This window comes from Allotamlana fucoidanivorans (assembly GCF_045788535.1).
Classification (GTDB): Bacteria; Bacteroidota; Bacteroidia; order Flavobacteriales; family Flavobacteriaceae; genus Allotamlana; species Allotamlana fucoidanivorans.
The window spans coordinates 3,525,608-3,541,338 of sequence record NZ_CP074074.1; the positions used below are offsets into that span (position 1 = coordinate 3,525,608).

20 protein-coding genes and 1 pseudogene are annotated in these 15,731 nt (G+C 34.7%); 18 read left to right on the top strand and 3 right to left on the bottom strand.

The window, feature by feature from the left end; translation table 11 throughout:
• The first annotated feature begins 7 nt into the window (after positions 1 to 7).
• Both KFZ70_RS14885 and KFZ70_RS14890 read left to right on the top strand, forming a co-directional pair.
• Positions 8 to 1,729, top strand: coding sequence for a sodium:solute symporter (locus tag KFZ70_RS14885; protein ID WP_139698450.1), 1,722 nt, complete (start codon positions 8 to 10; stop codon positions 1,727 to 1,729).
• Positions 1,698 to 2,684 carry a Gfo/Idh/MocA family protein gene (locus tag KFZ70_RS14890; RefSeq protein WP_139698451.1) on the top strand — a complete coding sequence of 329 codons (987 nt, stop codon included), beginning with the start codon at positions 1,698 to 1,700 and terminating at the stop codon, positions 2,682 to 2,684. Before KFZ70_RS14885 ends, KFZ70_RS14890 begins: the two co-directional genes overlap by 32 nt.
• Positions 2,685 to 2,780: 96 nt before the next feature.
• On the opposite strand, the gene KFZ70_RS14895 is transcribed toward KFZ70_RS14890, so the two are convergent.
• The 3 genes from KFZ70_RS14895 to KFZ70_RS14905 all read right to left on the bottom strand — a co-directional run bounded on the left by KFZ70_RS14895 (position 2,781) and on the right by KFZ70_RS14905 (position 6,472).
• A complete protein-coding gene (locus KFZ70_RS14895) occupies positions 2,781 to 3,323 on the bottom strand; it encodes a hypothetical protein (protein ID WP_139698452.1) in 543 nt (180 codons plus the stop codon).
• 165 nt (positions 3,324 to 3,488) lie between these two features.
• Entirely contained in the window at positions 3,489 to 5,471 is a 1,983-nt protein-coding gene (locus KFZ70_RS14900) for a helix-turn-helix domain-containing protein (protein ID WP_139698453.1), read from the bottom strand.
• A gap of 149 nt (positions 5,472 to 5,620) precedes the next feature.
• On the bottom strand, positions 5,621 to 6,472 hold the full coding sequence (locus KFZ70_RS14905; protein WP_139698454.1) for a DUF2911 domain-containing protein: 852 nt from the start codon (positions 6,470 to 6,472) through the stop codon (positions 5,621 to 5,623).
• A 204-nt stretch (positions 6,473 to 6,676) separates the two neighbouring features.
• On the opposite strand from KFZ70_RS14905, the gene KFZ70_RS14910 reads away from it, so the two are divergent.
• The 16 genes and pseudogenes from KFZ70_RS14910 (at position 6,677) to KFZ70_RS14985 (ending at position 15,729) form a co-directional block, all read left to right on the top strand.
• Positions 6,677 to 7,333 carry an MIP/aquaporin family protein gene (locus tag KFZ70_RS14910; protein WP_139698455.1) on the top strand — a complete coding sequence of 219 codons (657 nt, stop codon included), beginning with the start codon at positions 6,677 to 6,679 and terminating at the stop codon, positions 7,331 to 7,333.
• Between the two features lie 84 nt (positions 7,334 to 7,417).
• Positions 7,418 to 8,077 carry a TetR family transcriptional regulator C-terminal domain-containing protein gene (locus KFZ70_RS14915; RefSeq protein ID WP_407515684.1) on the top strand — a complete coding sequence of 220 codons (660 nt, stop codon included), beginning with the start codon at positions 7,418 to 7,420 and terminating at the stop codon, positions 8,075 to 8,077.
• Positions 8,078 to 8,089: 12 nt separating this feature from the next.
• Positions 8,090 to 9,403, top strand: coding sequence for an AarF/ABC1/UbiB kinase family protein (locus KFZ70_RS14920; RefSeq protein WP_139698457.1), 1,314 nt, complete (start codon positions 8,090 to 8,092; stop codon positions 9,401 to 9,403).
• Positions 9,400 to 10,032: a flavin reductase family protein gene (locus KFZ70_RS14925; protein WP_139698458.1), complete on the top strand. Its 633-nt coding sequence runs from the start codon at positions 9,400 to 9,402 to the stop codon at positions 10,030 to 10,032. The genes KFZ70_RS14920 and KFZ70_RS14925 overlap by 4 nt, the downstream gene beginning before the upstream one ends.
• Positions 10,029 to 11,453, top strand: coding sequence for an SDR family oxidoreductase (locus tag KFZ70_RS14930; protein WP_139698459.1), 1,425 nt, complete (start codon positions 10,029 to 10,031; stop codon positions 11,451 to 11,453). Before KFZ70_RS14925 ends, KFZ70_RS14930 begins: the two co-directional genes overlap by 4 nt.
• Before the next feature lies 1 nt (position 11,454).
• Entirely contained in the window at positions 11,455 to 11,583 is a 129-nt protein-coding gene (locus tag KFZ70_RS14935; protein ID WP_139698460.1) for a DUF2256 domain-containing protein, read from the top strand.
• Entirely contained in the window at positions 11,549 to 11,713 is a 165-nt protein-coding gene (locus KFZ70_RS14940; RefSeq protein WP_199240697.1) for a hypothetical protein, read from the top strand. The genes KFZ70_RS14935 and KFZ70_RS14940 overlap by 35 nt, the downstream gene beginning before the upstream one ends.
• 112 nt (positions 11,714 to 11,825) lie before the next feature.
• The gene (locus tag KFZ70_RS14945) at positions 11,826 to 12,254 is read left to right on the top strand and encodes a hypothetical protein (RefSeq protein WP_139698461.1); all 429 of its coding nucleotides are present in this window, start codon (positions 11,826 to 11,828) and stop codon (positions 12,252 to 12,254) included.
• Positions 12,251 to 12,516 (top strand): annotated as a pseudogene (locus tag KFZ70_RS14950) (TIGR03643 family protein). Before KFZ70_RS14945 ends, KFZ70_RS14950 begins: the two are co-directional and overlap by 4 nt.
• 43 nt (positions 12,517 to 12,559) lie before the next feature.
• Positions 12,560 to 13,255 carry a GTP cyclohydrolase I FolE gene (gene folE / locus KFZ70_RS14955; RefSeq protein WP_139698462.1) on the top strand — a complete coding sequence of 232 codons (696 nt, stop codon included), beginning with the start codon at positions 12,560 to 12,562 and terminating at the stop codon, positions 13,253 to 13,255.
• Between the two features lie 4 nt (positions 13,256 to 13,259).
• On the top strand, positions 13,260 to 13,478 hold the full coding sequence (locus KFZ70_RS14960; protein ID WP_139698463.1) for a hypothetical protein: 219 nt from the start codon (positions 13,260 to 13,262) through the stop codon (positions 13,476 to 13,478).
• A 159-nt stretch (positions 13,479 to 13,637) separates the two neighbouring features.
• Complete coding sequence (locus KFZ70_RS14965) at positions 13,638 to 13,853, top strand: hypothetical protein (RefSeq protein WP_139698464.1); 216 nt, start codon at positions 13,638 to 13,640, stop codon at positions 13,851 to 13,853.
• A 23-nt stretch (positions 13,854 to 13,876) separates the two neighbouring features.
• The gene (locus tag KFZ70_RS14970) at positions 13,877 to 14,560 is read left to right on the top strand and encodes an SDR family NAD(P)-dependent oxidoreductase (protein WP_139698465.1); all 684 of its coding nucleotides are present in this window, start codon (positions 13,877 to 13,879) and stop codon (positions 14,558 to 14,560) included.
• Between the two features lie 4 nt (positions 14,561 to 14,564).
• The gene (locus KFZ70_RS14975) at positions 14,565 to 15,101 is read left to right on the top strand and encodes a glutathione peroxidase (RefSeq protein ID WP_139698466.1); all 537 of its coding nucleotides are present in this window, start codon (positions 14,565 to 14,567) and stop codon (positions 15,099 to 15,101) included.
• 6 nt (positions 15,102 to 15,107) lie between these two features.
• On the top strand, positions 15,108 to 15,284 hold the full coding sequence (locus KFZ70_RS14980) for a Lacal_2735 family protein (protein ID WP_139698467.1): 177 nt from the start codon (positions 15,108 to 15,110) through the stop codon (positions 15,282 to 15,284).
• Positions 15,271 to 15,729 (top strand): TspO/MBR family protein, encoded by a 459-nt coding sequence (locus KFZ70_RS14985; protein ID WP_139698468.1) that lies wholly within the window; start codon positions 15,271 to 15,273, stop codon positions 15,727 to 15,729. Before KFZ70_RS14980 ends, KFZ70_RS14985 begins: the two co-directional genes overlap by 14 nt.
• Positions 15,730 to 15,731 lie beyond the last annotated feature (2 nt).

A 15,731-nucleotide genomic window follows, 5' to 3' on the forward strand; every position in this document is an offset into this window, starting at 1 on the left:
TAAAACCATGCAAATTTTAAATTGGGTAGATTGGATAGTGCTCGGCGTTACGTTAGTCACTATTGTAACGTATGGCACCATTCAAACCAGAGGTAGTAAAAATGTAAAAGATTATCTAAGGGGTGGCAACACATCAAAATGGTGGACGATTGGTTTATCGGTTATGGCTACCCAAGCTAGTGCAATCACCTTTCTATCTACACCTGGGCAAGCGTTTCATGACGGCATGGGGTTTGTTCAATTTTATTTTGGTTTACCCATTGCTATGGTAGTGATTTGCATGGTGTTTATCCCCTTGTATTATCGGTTGAAAGTATATACAGCTTATGAATTTTTAGAAAACCGTTTTGATTTAAAAACCAGAACACTGGCAGCAGTATTGTTCTTGATTCAACGTGGTTTAGCCGCTGGAATAACTATTTTTGCTCCCGCAATTATTCTTTCGGTGGTGCTTGGTTGGGATCTTTTAACGCTTAATATTGTGATAGGATTACTGGTAATTATTTACACTGTTTCGGGTGGTACCAGAGCGGTGAATGTCACCCAAAAACATCAAATGGTTGTCATCTTTATAGGAATGCTTGTTGCGTTTTTCCTGATTGTAAGTCAACTTCCCCAAGATATTACCTTTTCAAAAGCGCTTCAAATTGCTGGCGCTAGTGGCAAAATGGAAGTTCTTGATTTTTCATTTGACCTGAATAACCGATATACGTTTTGGAGTGGCATTATTGGTGGTACTTTTTTAATGTTGTCTTATTTTGGAACAGATCAAAGTCAGGTACAACGCTATTTATCGGGTAAATCTGTTAAAGAAATGCAACTCGGGTTAATTTTCAATGGTATTTTAAAAGTACCCATGCAATTCTTTATTTTACTTGTAGGCGTTATGGTTTTTGTGTTTTATCAGTTTAATGAGGCACCAATAAACTTTAATCCAACCGCCACAGAACTGGTTTTAAATTCAGAGTATGCCGAAGACTATAAAAGCCTTCAAGAAGAACAAAAAACCCTATTTAAAGAACGTCAACAATCTATTAACGCCTTGATTCATTCTGAAAATCAAGACGCTTCCATACAATTAGCTGAAAGCGCTATCACTTATGAAGCATTGCGATTAAAGGCGCAAGACCTTATTAACAAAGTTTCAGAAAAAAAAGATATAAAAGTAGAAAGTAATGATAAAGACTATGTGTTCATCCATTTTATCTTAAACAATTTACCTAGAGGATTAATTGGTTTATTATTAGCTGTTATTTTAAGTGCTGCCATGTCTAGTACGGCTAGTGAACTCAATGCTTTGGGGTCAACAACAACCATTGATTTATACAAGCGAAATGTTAGTGAAAAATCTGAAGCTCAGATGGTAAACACTTCAAAATGGTTTACCTTTGCTTGGGGCATCATGGCTATTGGTGTGGCTTGTGTTGCCAATTTAGCCGAAAACTTAATTCAGTTGGTAAATATTATCGGTTCCATTTTTTATGGCAACGTTTTAGGTATTTTTCTTCTGGCCTTTTTCTTTAAATTTGTACAAGGTAATGCGGTTTTTATTGCGGCTTTAATCACTCAAGTTGTTGTGATAGGTCTATTCTTTCTCAATGAATATGGTATCATCAACCTGCCATTTCTTTGGTTAAATTTTGTAGGCTGTATTATTGTTATTGCCGCCGCTTGTTTGATTCAAATATTACATCCAAATGACAAAACAATCACAAAAGCAAATCATTAATTGGGGCATTATGGGTCTGGGAAGTATTGCCCATAAATTTGCTACTGATTTACTTACTGTTGAAGGCGCTAACTTGTATGCCGTAGCTTCAAGGTCTGCCGAAAAAGCTAATGCCTTTAGTACTAAATTTAAGGCTAATAAAGCCTATAGTAGTTATGAAGCGCTTGTTAAAGACAAAACGATTGATGCCGTTTACATAGCTACACCACACGCTCTACATAAAGAAAATACACTTTTATGTTTAGAACATGGTATTGCGGTTTTATGTGAAAAACCATTTGCTATGAATGCTACTGAAGTCTCTGAAATGCTGGCAGTAGCAAAGGAAAAAAATGTCTTATTAATGGAAGCACTTTGGACGTATTTCTTACCGCATTATCAATATGTTTTAAAGGCTTTAAACACTAAAATGTTTGGTGATATAAAAAAAGTTGAAGCTGATTTTGGATTTTACAGAGCTTTCAATAATGACGCTCGTTTGTTCAACAAATCCCTTGGTGGAGGTAGTTTGTTAGATATTGGCATCTACCCTATTTTTGTTGCATTATCAACCTTAGGCCTACCAGAAAATATCTCCGCTCATGCTACGTATTTTGATAATGGTGCTGATGCTTCATGTGACATGATGTTTACTTACCCAAAGGAAGCAAAAGCCTTCCTAAAAAGTACACTTTTAGAAGACACACCCACCCAAGCTATTTTTTATTGTGAGCGCGGTACGATTAAAATAAATACTATGTTTCATCAGCCTTCTACAGTCACACTTATTTCTGAAGATAAAGAAGAAACCATCCATTTTGGATACGAAACTATTGGTTACAACTTTGAAGTGATTCATTTTAACACATTACTTCGCGAAGGTAAAACAGAAAGTGATGTGATGACTTTTCAGTTTAGTGAGCAACTTATTGCCTTGCTCGACGATGTTAGAGGCTTAATTAATTTAAAATACTAGTTTAAGATCCTTTTTGTATAAATAACGATTTATAGCTTTTAGATGCACACAGCGCAACCTTTTTGGTTGCGCTAGTTGTTTTGTAGAAGTCGCTTTCTATTGAATAAACGTTCCATCAGCATGCATTTTAATCTTTTTAATGTCCGATCCTTTTCCTATTTTTACATAATACAGCTTTTCAACACTTCCGTTTTTGTAATTCACCAAATAGTCTGAATCTAACAAAATGAATCCTTCGTAAGTTTTAAATAAACTAATTCTAACCGCTCTGGGAAGCTTTACCTCTTTATATCGCCCTTTAGACTCTATTACCGTTCCATCTTTATCATAGAATACTTCCACGTAGCCTTTTTCAGTTTTAAATTTTACCTTAAAAGGATGTGCTTTACTCTTTTTAAAGCCTCTAGATTTAGTGACATCAAAAAAAGCAACTCGGTTTTCAAGCGCACTTACATGCACCGCCATGGAGTGATCTAAAACTTTATCTAAGTAATTTGCATTTAAAGCTCGTGAAGAAGTCTTTGTTTTAAATGCCTCCACATCAGATGTTTTTAACACAGCATATTGTGTATGCCCAATTTGAGACTGTCCGCTAAACATCATAAATACTGCGACCAGTGTTAATACAATTGTTTTCATGATTATAGTAGTTTTGATTAATATTAAAATCTTTACACAAAGATGAAACAATAGTAAGCACAGTACTTAACAGCAATGTTGCAATAGTTTTAAAGTTTTATTTTAAGTATGACAAACATTATTTAAAGCGTTTAAATCATGTTGTTTGAAGTGTGAATCGGCATTTTAAATGATGTGATGGTTTTCATAACCACCTAAATTCATTTTTTTCAGAAATTCAATAAACTCAGGATGTGTACGCATGCCTTTAAAAAAGTGATTAAATTTCACAGAATATAATTGAGAGTTTCTTTTGTTGTAAGCTATATGTAGCCATTTCATGGTATTTTCCCGGTCATTTAACACAGCAAATTTTTCGGCAATCCAATACGCGTTATGAAATGTTCTATCATCTTCAGCATACTCAATATCTAGATAATTAATCCATTTAAAAACGCCAGGTATCCCATCCTTTTGATAAACCGCCAACATAGGGTCTATATTAACTCGCGTATTGGGAAGTAGCCCCCAACTATACACCAATTGTTTTATAGCTAAATCATTTTTTCCTTGATTAACATAAACTAAAAACTTAATCCAATAGCCCCATAAGTTTTCGGGGTTAATTTCAATAGTTTCATTAGCGTCTTGAAGCGCCAAAGTATATTCTCCTGTTAACAAATAGGCCTCAGCACTCACAATGTACATAAAATAGGCTACTGGAGCCAGTTTTTTAGCCCTTTCAATAAACTCACGCCCTTTTTTAAAATCGCCTTTTACATGTATCAAATAGCGGGCGTACTCAATATTTACACTGGCATTGGTTGGGTCAATCTCTAATGCTTTAAGGAGTTCCTTTTCGGCCTCTTTCCAATCCCATTCATACTCCATGTTGATGAGCCCCATAACACGGTGAGGTTCTGCTAAACTACTATCTAATTGCAAGGCTTGAGCGGCATAATACTTAGCTTTTAAATAATCTGCTTCTGACACCGATGGATACCCCTTACACAAGAGCAACTCTGCCAAACCAGCATAAGACAATACGAAAGTGGGATCTTTCTCAATACTTTCTTTAAAATACTTTTCCGAAAGCTCATAATTCTCTTCAGGGTTTTTATACTCGCCCATTTCTAAATAGGTAAAGTATTTTCCTTTTAGATAAAGATTATAAGCTTCTTTGTTATTCGTGGGTATTTTTTCAATTTTCTGAATTTCAATAGGCGATAACACTACATCCAACTCTGAGGCTATTTGTGTTGAAATATCTTTTTCTAAATTAAAAACATCTTCAAAGGGGCGATCAAAATCTTTAGACCATAAATGGGTATCGTTTTTAGCATTGATGAGATGCACAATAACCTTTATTCTATCTCCATTTTTTTGCACACTCCCGTCAATCATATAATCAACATTGAGCGCTTTTCCTATTTCAAGACCAGACAAATCACTACTGCCATAGCGGTCTGCCGACTGTCTTGATTTCACTACAATACTTTTAACTTTTGAAAGATGATTAATAATATCATCACGCATGCCATCAACAAAATATTGATTCTCCTCATCATTACTTAAATTTTCAAAAGGCATAACAGCTATTGCGGTGTGCCCGAGGTCATAAGCTCCAACAGATGTTAGGCTGTTTTCTTTGGGCATATTAAAGAAAAAATAGAATAAAGCACTAACTGTAATCAATAGAATTAAAACAACAAGAATATTAAGTTTTGAAAACACGTTGCCATAGTTCCGGGCAAATGTTCCAGAATAACTTGATGCGCTAACGCCATTTATCCCAACATGTGACTCATTATTATGCTCGGTAGGTATTGAACTTCTGTATTTTACTTCACCAGGCGGATACCCAAAATAATCTTTAAAACTTGAATTAAAATATGTAGGGCTACTAAAGCCCACACGATAGGCTATCTCTGAAGCCGTGGCCTCATTATTCTTTAACATATCCATAGCTTTACCCAGTCTATACTCTCGTATAAACTGCGTAGTTGATTTACCAACAACCGCATTTAATTTTCTATGAAGCTGCGATCTGCTCACGCCAAGCGCTTTTGCTAAGTCATTAACGCCAAACTGTTCATTGCCTAAATTATCGTCAATAAGCCTGATAATGTTTTCAACAAAAGAATCTTTGATGGATGCTGGACCTGACATTTTTTGATTATAATTTGGTTTGATTGTGATCTACACATACTAAGATACTTATTTTTAAACAATTAAAATAAAACCTAACTTTTTCATTTACAAATAAAAAGGCGCAATCCTAAGAATTGCGCCTTAAAATAGTTTTGCAAACCACTAAATTACATAGCCCCCCACTCTTTTAAGGAGTCCTTATTCATTTTTACATAATCATCATTACCTGCTTTTTCAGCATGTTCTAATGAGGCCTTTGCAGCAGCAATAGCCCCCTCTGTATCCCCTGCTTTAGCGTGAATTAATGACTGTTGTCTTAAAATCCAAAATTTTGGCTCACCAGAAGTCATCTCAACCGCTTTATCAACCCACTCTTTAGCTTGATTTATATCTTTACTCTCTTGAAGATAATATAACGCTGAATAAAAATAATCATTAGCAGTAGGTGTTCCATTTAACGCATCATTAATACTTGCTAAAACCGCATCATCTGTAGGCACAGTAAAAGGAATGCCCAAATAGGTTTTTTCCCAAATCAAATCAATTGTAGCACTACTATTTGTAATATTATTGATATCTAAAGTAAAGGTTTCTACGTTAAACGGTACCGGATGAGATGGTACTTCTCCCATGGCCATTACTTTGCTATCATCCCATTTTTGAGGGGTTCCCCAGTTTTCTGTATCTCCATAAAAATATACTTCCCAGGCTGTTTTACCCGGTTTTGTAAATATCGCATATGATCCTGCTTTTAATTTAGATCCAAAAACTGTTGCGTCTGTACTAAATGTAATCACAGTATTCTTGTTTGCTCCTGTTCTCCAAAGTTTTTCAAACGGCACTAAATCGCCAAAAACTTTACGATCTTTTACACTTGGTCTAGAGTATTCTAATGTCACATCAGTCAAGCCAACCTTCTGCTCCAATTTCGAAAAAGGACTAGGTTGCGGTGTTTTCACTTGCGCAGACACCATGTAAGTAGAAGCACAAGCCATAAAAAGTAATAGTAGTTTTTTCATTTTGAAAGATATTAAATTATTGGTTTTATAAATCTAAAATTAAACAACCTAAATCTGTTTATTGTTAACAAAAGCTTAAAATAAGACATTGTATATTTGCCATTAGATTATTTAGGCGTTCCCTAACGGTCAGGATTTCGGCAGTAGCTCTTTTCAAGGAGCTCCAACACAGGCCTCAATCCTTAACGGTAAACTGACAAAAAAATGAAACAGTATATTTCAGAAAGCATAGGTACCTTCGGTTTAATATTTTGTGGCTGTGGCGCCATGACCATCAACGAAATTACAAATGGGGCCATATCGCATGTGGGCGTGGCGGCAACTTGGGGACTCATTGTTATGGGTATGATTTATGCCTTCGGAGAAATTTCAGGGGCCCATTTTAACCCCGCAGTAACAATAAGTTTTGCGGTAGCTAAAAAATTTCCTTGGCAAAAAGTACCACCTTACATTTTAGCACAAGCTATAGGCGCCATCGCCGCCATAGCACTATTGTGGTTCCTGTTTCCCCAAAGCCAATATTTAGGAGAAACCACGCCTGCCGATAATTTCCCTGCTTACAAAGCAGCAATTTTAGAGTTTATATTAACCTTCTTTTTAATGGTTGTTATTATAAACGTATCTACCGGAAGTAAAGAAATAGGTACTATGGCCGGCATAGCCATTGGTGCTGTTATTCTTTTAGAAGCCATGTTTGCAGGCCCCATGACCAAAGCTTCTATGAACCCCATTCGCTCCTTAGCTCCAGCCCTTTTTACAGGTAATTTTCAATATTTATGGCTCTATATTTTAGCTCCTATCTCTGGCGCTATAGCAGCAGTTTCCAGTTGCAAACTGGTAAAAGACAACAATTGTTGTTAACCGCAAAAATATTAATAAAAATTTTTGTTTAACTTTTTTCTTTTTTTGTTAAACATTTTGTATCTTTACCATAAATAAAGAATTATGGCAAAGAAGAAGAAAGCACCCTCAAAACATGATTTATTATCGGCTTACATTGATTTTGTGCTCACACACAATGAGAATCCAAAGTCTGTGTATGGGTTCACCAAAATGAATAATACAGACGAAAGCGAGTTTTACAAATATTTTGCCTCCTTTCAAGCCATAGAAAGTGCAGTATTCACATCGTTTTTTGAAAACAGTATGACCGTTTTGGAACAAACTGAACAATACCAAACATTTGATGCCAGAAATAAGCTATTAGCTTTCTACTTTACTTTTTTTGAAATCTTATCAGTGAATAGAAGTTTTGTACTCTATGTATTGAAAAAATACGACAACAGTTTAAAATTTGCACCAGCGCTAAAGGGGTTAAAACTTGTATTTATACAATATGTAGCATCACTTGGTATCCAAATGATAGACATAAAACAAGCACAATTAGAGCGTATGCAACAGCGAACCTTAAAAGAATCGGCTTGGATCCAACTGCTTATTACCATGAAATTCTGGAAAGAGGATCATTCTAATGCCTTTGAAAAAACCGACATTTTTATTGAGAAATCGGTGAATACCACTTTTGATATTCTTAACGTTGCTCCCCTTGAAAGTATGATGGACTTAGGTAAATTTCTTTTTAAAGAAACCTTTAGCATGAATTAAAACCCCTGTTGCATGAAAACCATAGATTCCATACCCACAAGCAAAATACAAAGAGCCACTAAACTGGTTTCAACTGGAGCAAAAGTTGGTGTGAATTACTTAAAATATTACGGTGATAAGCTTGTAAACGATAATGTTATTGCCAAATCCAGACTGGATGCTAATAATGCCAATGACATATACAATGGTTTGAAACAACTTAAGGGAAGTGCTTTAAAAGTAGCGCAAATGCTAAGCATGGAAAAAAGTATATTACCGCAAGCTTATGTTGAAAAATTTTCATTAGCTCAGTTTTCCGTGCCTCCTTTATCGCCACCTTTAGTCTTCAAAACTTTTAAAAAATATTTAGGAAAATCCCCTTATGAACTATTTGATACTTTCAATGCAACTTCTGTAAACGCTGCAAGCATCGGTCAGGTGCATCAGGCAGAAAAATATGGGAGAAAACTTGCTGTGAAAATCCAATATCCAGGAGTTGCAGAAAGTATCGCTTCAGATTTGGCTATGGTAAAACCCGTGGCAATAAGCATGTTCAATATCAAGGGTAAAGATTCTGATAAATATTTCCAAGAAGTAGAAGACAAATTAACGGAAGAAACAAATTATTTGTTAGAAATAGCGCAAAGCAAAGAAATTTCTAAAGCTTGTGCTCATATTCCTAATCTAGAGTTTCCAAATTATTATGATGAGCTTTCTTCAGAGCGTATAATAACGATGGATTTTATGGATGGTGAACATCTTTCAGAATTTACAAAGCGTAACAAAAATCAAGAATTGGCTAACTTGTTAGGTCAAGCACTATGGGATTTTTATATGTTTCAAATTCATGAACTTAAAAAAGTACATGCCGATCCGCATCCGGGTAACTTCCTCATTTCTAATGACGGTAAATTAATAGCTCTTGATTTTGGGTGTATGAAACAAATACCCAACACGTTTTATAACCCTTATTTTGAATTGGCAAAAAAAGAAAACTTAGAAAACAAGAGATACTTCAAACAAAAACTTTTTGAATTAGAAATTTTAAAAGAAGAAGATTCTGAAGATGAAAAGGCTTTTTTCACTACCATGTTTCATGATATGCTGAGCGTATTTACACAGCCCTTTCACAAAGACACTTTTGATTTTTCAGACCAAGATTTTTTCTCTCAAATAGTCCAACTTGGTGAACGATATTCAAAAAGTGCCAATTTAAAAAAGATGAATGGTAACAGAGGTTCTAAACATTTCATTTACATCAACCGAACTTTCTTTGGTTTGTATAACCTGATGTTTGATTTGAAAGCAGATGACATAACAATCAATAACTACATCACTTTACAATGACATTCTTTTCAGATTCAGATATACAGGCGCTTAACCATATATACAGAATTAACCTAATTAACAGTTGTTCTGGTTATAAATCGGCAAATCTTATTGGCACAAAATCCTTAGATAATATTGAAAATGTAGCTGTTTTTAGTTCAGTAACGCATTTAGGATCAAGCCCGGCACTCCTAGGCTTTTTTCTCAGGCCAACCACTGTGTTACGCAACACCTATGAAAACATAAAAGCCACAGGCTCATACACCATCAATCACATTTTTGAAGGGGTTCTACAAGAGGCACACCATACCTCTGCAAAATATGATGCCAATGTTTCTGAATTTGAAGTCACCCATCTCCAAGCCGAATATAAAATAGGATACTCTGCACCTTTTGTAAAATACAGTCCAGTACAAATGGCCATGCAGTATGTGGAAGAATATCCCATTAAAGCGAATAACACCATACTAGTTGTAGGTAAAATAACAGGATTGTTTGTTGAAGATAGACTAATTACTGAAGATGGGTTTGTAAACCTATCAGAAGGGAATATTGCAGCGATAAACGGTCTTGATGGTTATGCCATTCCAAAGAGCAACAAACGTTTTGGCTATCAAAGACCCAAAGCACTAAGTTCAATGTTATGACTATTTTAGTAACAGGAGCCACGGGCTACATAGGTAAGCGACTTATCCCCATGTTATTACACCATGGACATACAGTGGTTTGTGCCATAAGAGACCGCATGCGTGCAGATAAACATTACAGTGACGAAGAAAATATTTTTTTCATAGAAGTTGACTTTTTAAAACCAGAAACTCTTAAAAACATTCCTCATGCTATTGATGTAGCCTATTACCTCATTCATTCTATGTCAAACTCTTCAAGAGATTTTAAATCTTTAGAAGCCCAATGTGCAAAAAATTTTAAAACATATATAGAACAAACAGATGTTAAACAGGTCATATACTTAAGTGGTATTACCAACGATAATAATTTATCTGAACACCTTAGCTCAAGACAACAGGTAGAACAACTTTTAAAGTCTGAAACATATGCCTTAACAACATTTAAGGCAGGTATAATTGTGGGTTCTGGAAGTTCCTCTTTTGAAATTATTAGAGATTTGGTTGAAAAACTCCCTTTTATGATTGCTCCTAAATGGCTCAATACAAAAACACAACCTATTGCTGTTCGGGATGTACTTCATTTTTTACATCGAGCGGCTGGCCATCAAGAACTGTATAATAAAGCCTATGATATTTTTGGACCAGAAACCCTGACCTACAAACAAATGCTTTTACAATTTGCCGAGGTAAGGCATTTAAAAAGACGCATTTTAACCGTCCCAGTTATGACTCCAAAATTATCATCGTATTGGCTATATTTTGTTACCTCAACCTCTTACAAATTAGCCTCCGCCTTGGTAGATAGTATGGGCGTAGAAATAATTGGCAACCCCAGCAGCATTAATCAACTACTAAATATAAAGCCTCTAACTTATAAAAAATCTGTAGCCTTAGCGTTTGAAAAAATAGAACAAAATGGTATTATCTCCAGCTGGAAAGACTCTATCGTGAGTAGTGGCAGACTAAATAAAAACCTTCACAAATACATTAATGTGCCAAAATTTGGCTGTTTCAAAGATTACAAAGAGCTCCCTGTAAATAATGCCGAAAAAACTCTTGATAAAATTTGGGCGATTGGAGGAAAAACAGGCTGGTATTACGGTAACATTTTATGGAGAATGAGAGGGTATGTAGACAAGGCATTTGGCGGAATTGGTTTACGACGAGGAAGAACCAATCCAGTAGATTTAGATGCTGGTGATGCGCTTGATTTTTGGCGAGTCATTTTTGCGGATAAAACACAACAAAAACTACTATTATATGCTGAAATGCGTTTGCCTGGTGAAGCCTGGCTTGAATTTAAAATTGAAAACAATGTATTAAAGCAAACAGCAACCTTTAGGCCGCGAGGTATATGGGGCAGATTATACTGGTTTGGAGTCTTGCCATTTCATGGTCTAATCTTTAATGGTATGATTAATAAATTAGTTGCTGTTTGATTTGAGAAAACAACATTTACCACAAAAAATTTGTCCAGCTTGCAAGCGTCCGTTTTCATGGCGAAAGAAATGGGATAAAAATTGGTCTAATGTAAATGTCCAAAATGGAACAAGCGTTTTATCAATTTAAACTAGGTCATGACTACCCTTTTCCCATTATAGATTTAGAGGCGGCACGTAAAACAGCTAGCAATACCTTTTGGAATTTAAGAAAACACACCTTAAATAGGTCGGTAACCAACAGTAAAAGTATCAAGTAATACAGGGTTAATCCAAAATTATAAGTTTTTCTAATAGTGCTATTACATATTTTGTTTAATTTTTTTTATTATTTATTAAACATTTTGTAGTTTTGAGTAATATGGAAAACGTATGATACTCAATTCAACATTTTACAATAAGGAAGAAAAGCAAATTTTAAAAGATCTGGTCGGTGATTCTTTTTCATTCTTTGAGTCAATTAAAATAGGTGGTATAGGATCAAAACGAATGATCATTAATGATGTTAGTCCGAACCTAAAGCCATACATAAATAAAGTGGCCGATATCAATTATGCCAATATTGAATTAAGAAAAAAAGGCATTTTAATATACATTAATAAAGGCCTGAAAAATTTCACTTGGGCCATTCCCTTTTTTCAATTGGTTATTTACAAAACCAATGGTTCAAGCATTCATGCGCAAGGAAAGTTTATTAATTTTTTGAATAACAAAACCTTTAAAGAGAATAAAAAGTTTTTCACCAAGTTGATGGATTTAAAAACTGAATACGATTTACAATATAATTTTCAAAATTTATGATTCAGCAGGCTACAGATAGAATTATTGAAATGGCTTGGGAAGATTGCACTCCATTTGAAGCCATCTCCTTTCAGTTTGGGTTGGCTGAAAAAGAGGTCATAAAACGGATGCGTACCGAATTAAAACCTTCAAGTTTTAAGTTATGAAGAAAACGTGTTCAGAATAGAAAAACGAAACACCAAAAAAACGAGACTTTAAATTAGGGTGTTTTAAATGTACTCGTCAAAGATATATTTCAATTAATAAAATATCAAAACGCTAAGGTGCTTTGATTAGCTATCAATAATACAGCACAAAAAGAAACTATGGAACTAGAAACATTAAAAACAAAAAAAAACGGACATAAATTAAACGGTTTTACAATAGATGATATTGGAGATGACCATCTTTACACTGGTGTTGAAACTCCTTTAAAGGCAGATGCCTTCAAAATTTCCGATACAGAAAAAAAAGAGCGTATTGCCATACTGTTTCAAGAAATTATGGATGTTATGGGCTTAGATCTGACAGACGATTCCTTGAAAGGTACTCCTGAACGCGTAGCCAAAATGTATATTGATGAGATTTTTTCTGGTTTAAATCCAAAAAACAAACCAAAAATTGCATTGTTTGATAATAAATATAACTATAACCAAATGCTGGTAGAAAAAAATATTTCGTTTTATTCAAATTGCGAGCATCATTTTGTTCCCATTATAGGTAAAGCGCATGTAGCATATATCTCGTCGGGTAAGGTTATTGGCTTATCTAAGCTCAATAGAATGGTGCAATATTACGCCAAACGACCTCAGGTTCAAGAACGTTTAACCAACCAAATAGCTAAAGATCTGCAAGATATTTTAAACACCAATGATATTGCTGTAATAATAGATGCAAAACACCTGTGTGTTTCATCACGAGGTATAAAAGATGACACATCTTCAACGGTTACTGCCTTTTATAGTGGAAAATTTAAAAGCCCTGAAAAAATTAGAGAATTACAAAACTTTTTAAATAATTAAAATTATGGACGTAATAAACAGAGCTTTAGAGTTTGAGCAAAGAAAGACAAAATCACTCTCAACCAGTGATCGCGTAAAACTATCAAGAGAAGCCAAAACCTTGATTTTAGACCTCAACCAAATCTATAAACAAAAAAAAGACGAACGTATTATGGACATCATGAAAAGGCTAACAGTAATAAAACGCAAGGTGGAAAAGCGATTAAAAGGGCGTTTGTTATAATGGTAATGGGACCTCTTTTTTTCTTTAAAGTATTAAATTTTACTTAATTAAACATTGTAAAAATTAATAATAACATAGTTTTTGTTATATTGTCCGATTATGAAAGGAACCAATCTCTGTTCCGACATAAAACATTGGTATAAAGATTAAACAAACACTATGGAGCTTATTGAACGTGCTTTAGAATTTGAGCAGCGCAAACACACTTTTAAAACAACTAGCGAACGCATTGAATCTTCTAGAGAAGTTAAAGACTTAATACTTAGTTTAAACACTATTTATAAAGAGAATAAAGATCCTGAAATCATGGATCTTATGAAACGCTTAACCGCGATAAAACAAAAAATAGAGAAAAGGCTTAAGGGCAGGCCATAACGAAAATAATGCCCTGAAACCATATGAAAACAGTAATTCTTGTAGGTGGTAGTAAGGGCATTGGAAATGCCATTCTAAACAAACTTGTTGGCACTCATCAAGTTATAAACATCAGCAGAACCGCACCTGCTGAATCACATCACAATTTAACACACCATACGTGTGATATACTCAATGATGAATTGCCTGTAATTAATAATGCCGATCAGCTTATTTATTGCCCCGGAAGCATCAATCTTAAGCCCATTTCAAAATTAAGCTTAGAAGACTTTAAGAACGATTTTGAAATAAACGTTTTGGGGGCTGTGAAAACGATTCAACAATATCTGCCCCTTTTAAAAGATGGGCAAAATCCCTCTATATTATTATTCAGCACCGTAGCCGCAAAATTAGGTATGCCTTACCACGCCAGTATTGCCGCTTCTAAAGGAGGGGTTGAAGGCTTGGTTAAATCTTTGGGGGCTGAATTAGCACCATCTATAAGAATAAATGCCATAGCGCCTACTGTGACTAACACAGATTTGGCTGCAAGGCTTTTAAGAAATGAAAAAATGATAGCAAACATAACAGAAAGACACCCTCTGAAAAAATTTCTATCACCAGAAGAAGTTGCAGACATGGCAATTTTTTTAATTTCTGAAAACGCGAATTCTATTTCAGGTCAGGTTTTTGAAATGGATTGCGGTATTGTAAGTTTCAAAATATAATATTATGAGTTTAAATGCTATACTTCGTCCAAAACTAAATCGAAATCAATCTAATGACGCTTCAAATGAGATTAACCTTTATGATATTGAAATAAACGCGCTGAATGGCCAGCCTGTTCATTTAGAAACCTTTCGTGGTAAATATCTTTTATTTGTAAATGTAGCTTCACAATGCGGCTTTACCAAGCAATATAAAGCGCTTCAAGACTTGCAAAACAAATACAATGATAAATTACAAATTATAGGCGTGCCTTGTAATCAATTTGGTGGTCAAGAGCCCGGAAATGCCGAAGATATAAAAAACTTTTGCTCGGTTAATTACGGGGTTTCGTTCTTAATAACCGAAAAAATTGAAGTAAAAGGAAATAACCAGCACCCTTTGTATCAATGGCTTACCCAGAAAAAATATAATAAGGTTAAATCTTCCTCGATACGCTGGAATTTTCAAAAATACTTGATAAGCCCAGACGGGAAATTAATCGATTATTATTACTCCATAACCCAACCTAATAGTTCAAAAATTTTAAAACACCTAAATTAAATTGCTATGTTCGGATTTTTAAAAAGACAATCAAAAAAACAAAAATTAGAAAAAAAGTTCAAACAACTTATGCAGGAGTGGCATGCCTTATCGCAAATAGATAGATCTGAAAGTGACAAAAAATTTGCCGAAGCACAAGCGATTGCAAAAATATTAAACAAACTAAAACATGAAGTTGCTTAAATATAGTGTTGTATTCTTAATTATAAATTTTTTAGCCTTGTATCTAGGCAACCTGCTAATGGCCAATGGCCCGCGAACAGATTGGTATAAAAACCTGAATCAAGCGTCTTGGACGCCTCCCGGTTGGGTATTTGGTGCAGCCTGGACCATTATTATGATTTGCTTCTCCATATATATGGCCTGGCTATATGATAGCATACAACATAAAGTTATTCTCTTGTTTTCTATTCAGTTTATACTCAATGTAATATGGAACTACGTATTTTTCAACCAACACCTAGTAGGTACCGGATTAATTGTAATAACCCTGTTAACGGCAGTAGTAACTATATTTCTTTTCAAATATTTTCATGTGCTCAAATACAAGTCACTATTCATTGCCCCGTACTTTATTTGGCTTTGTATTGCTACTTCACTTAATATGTATATTTACATACACAACTAACC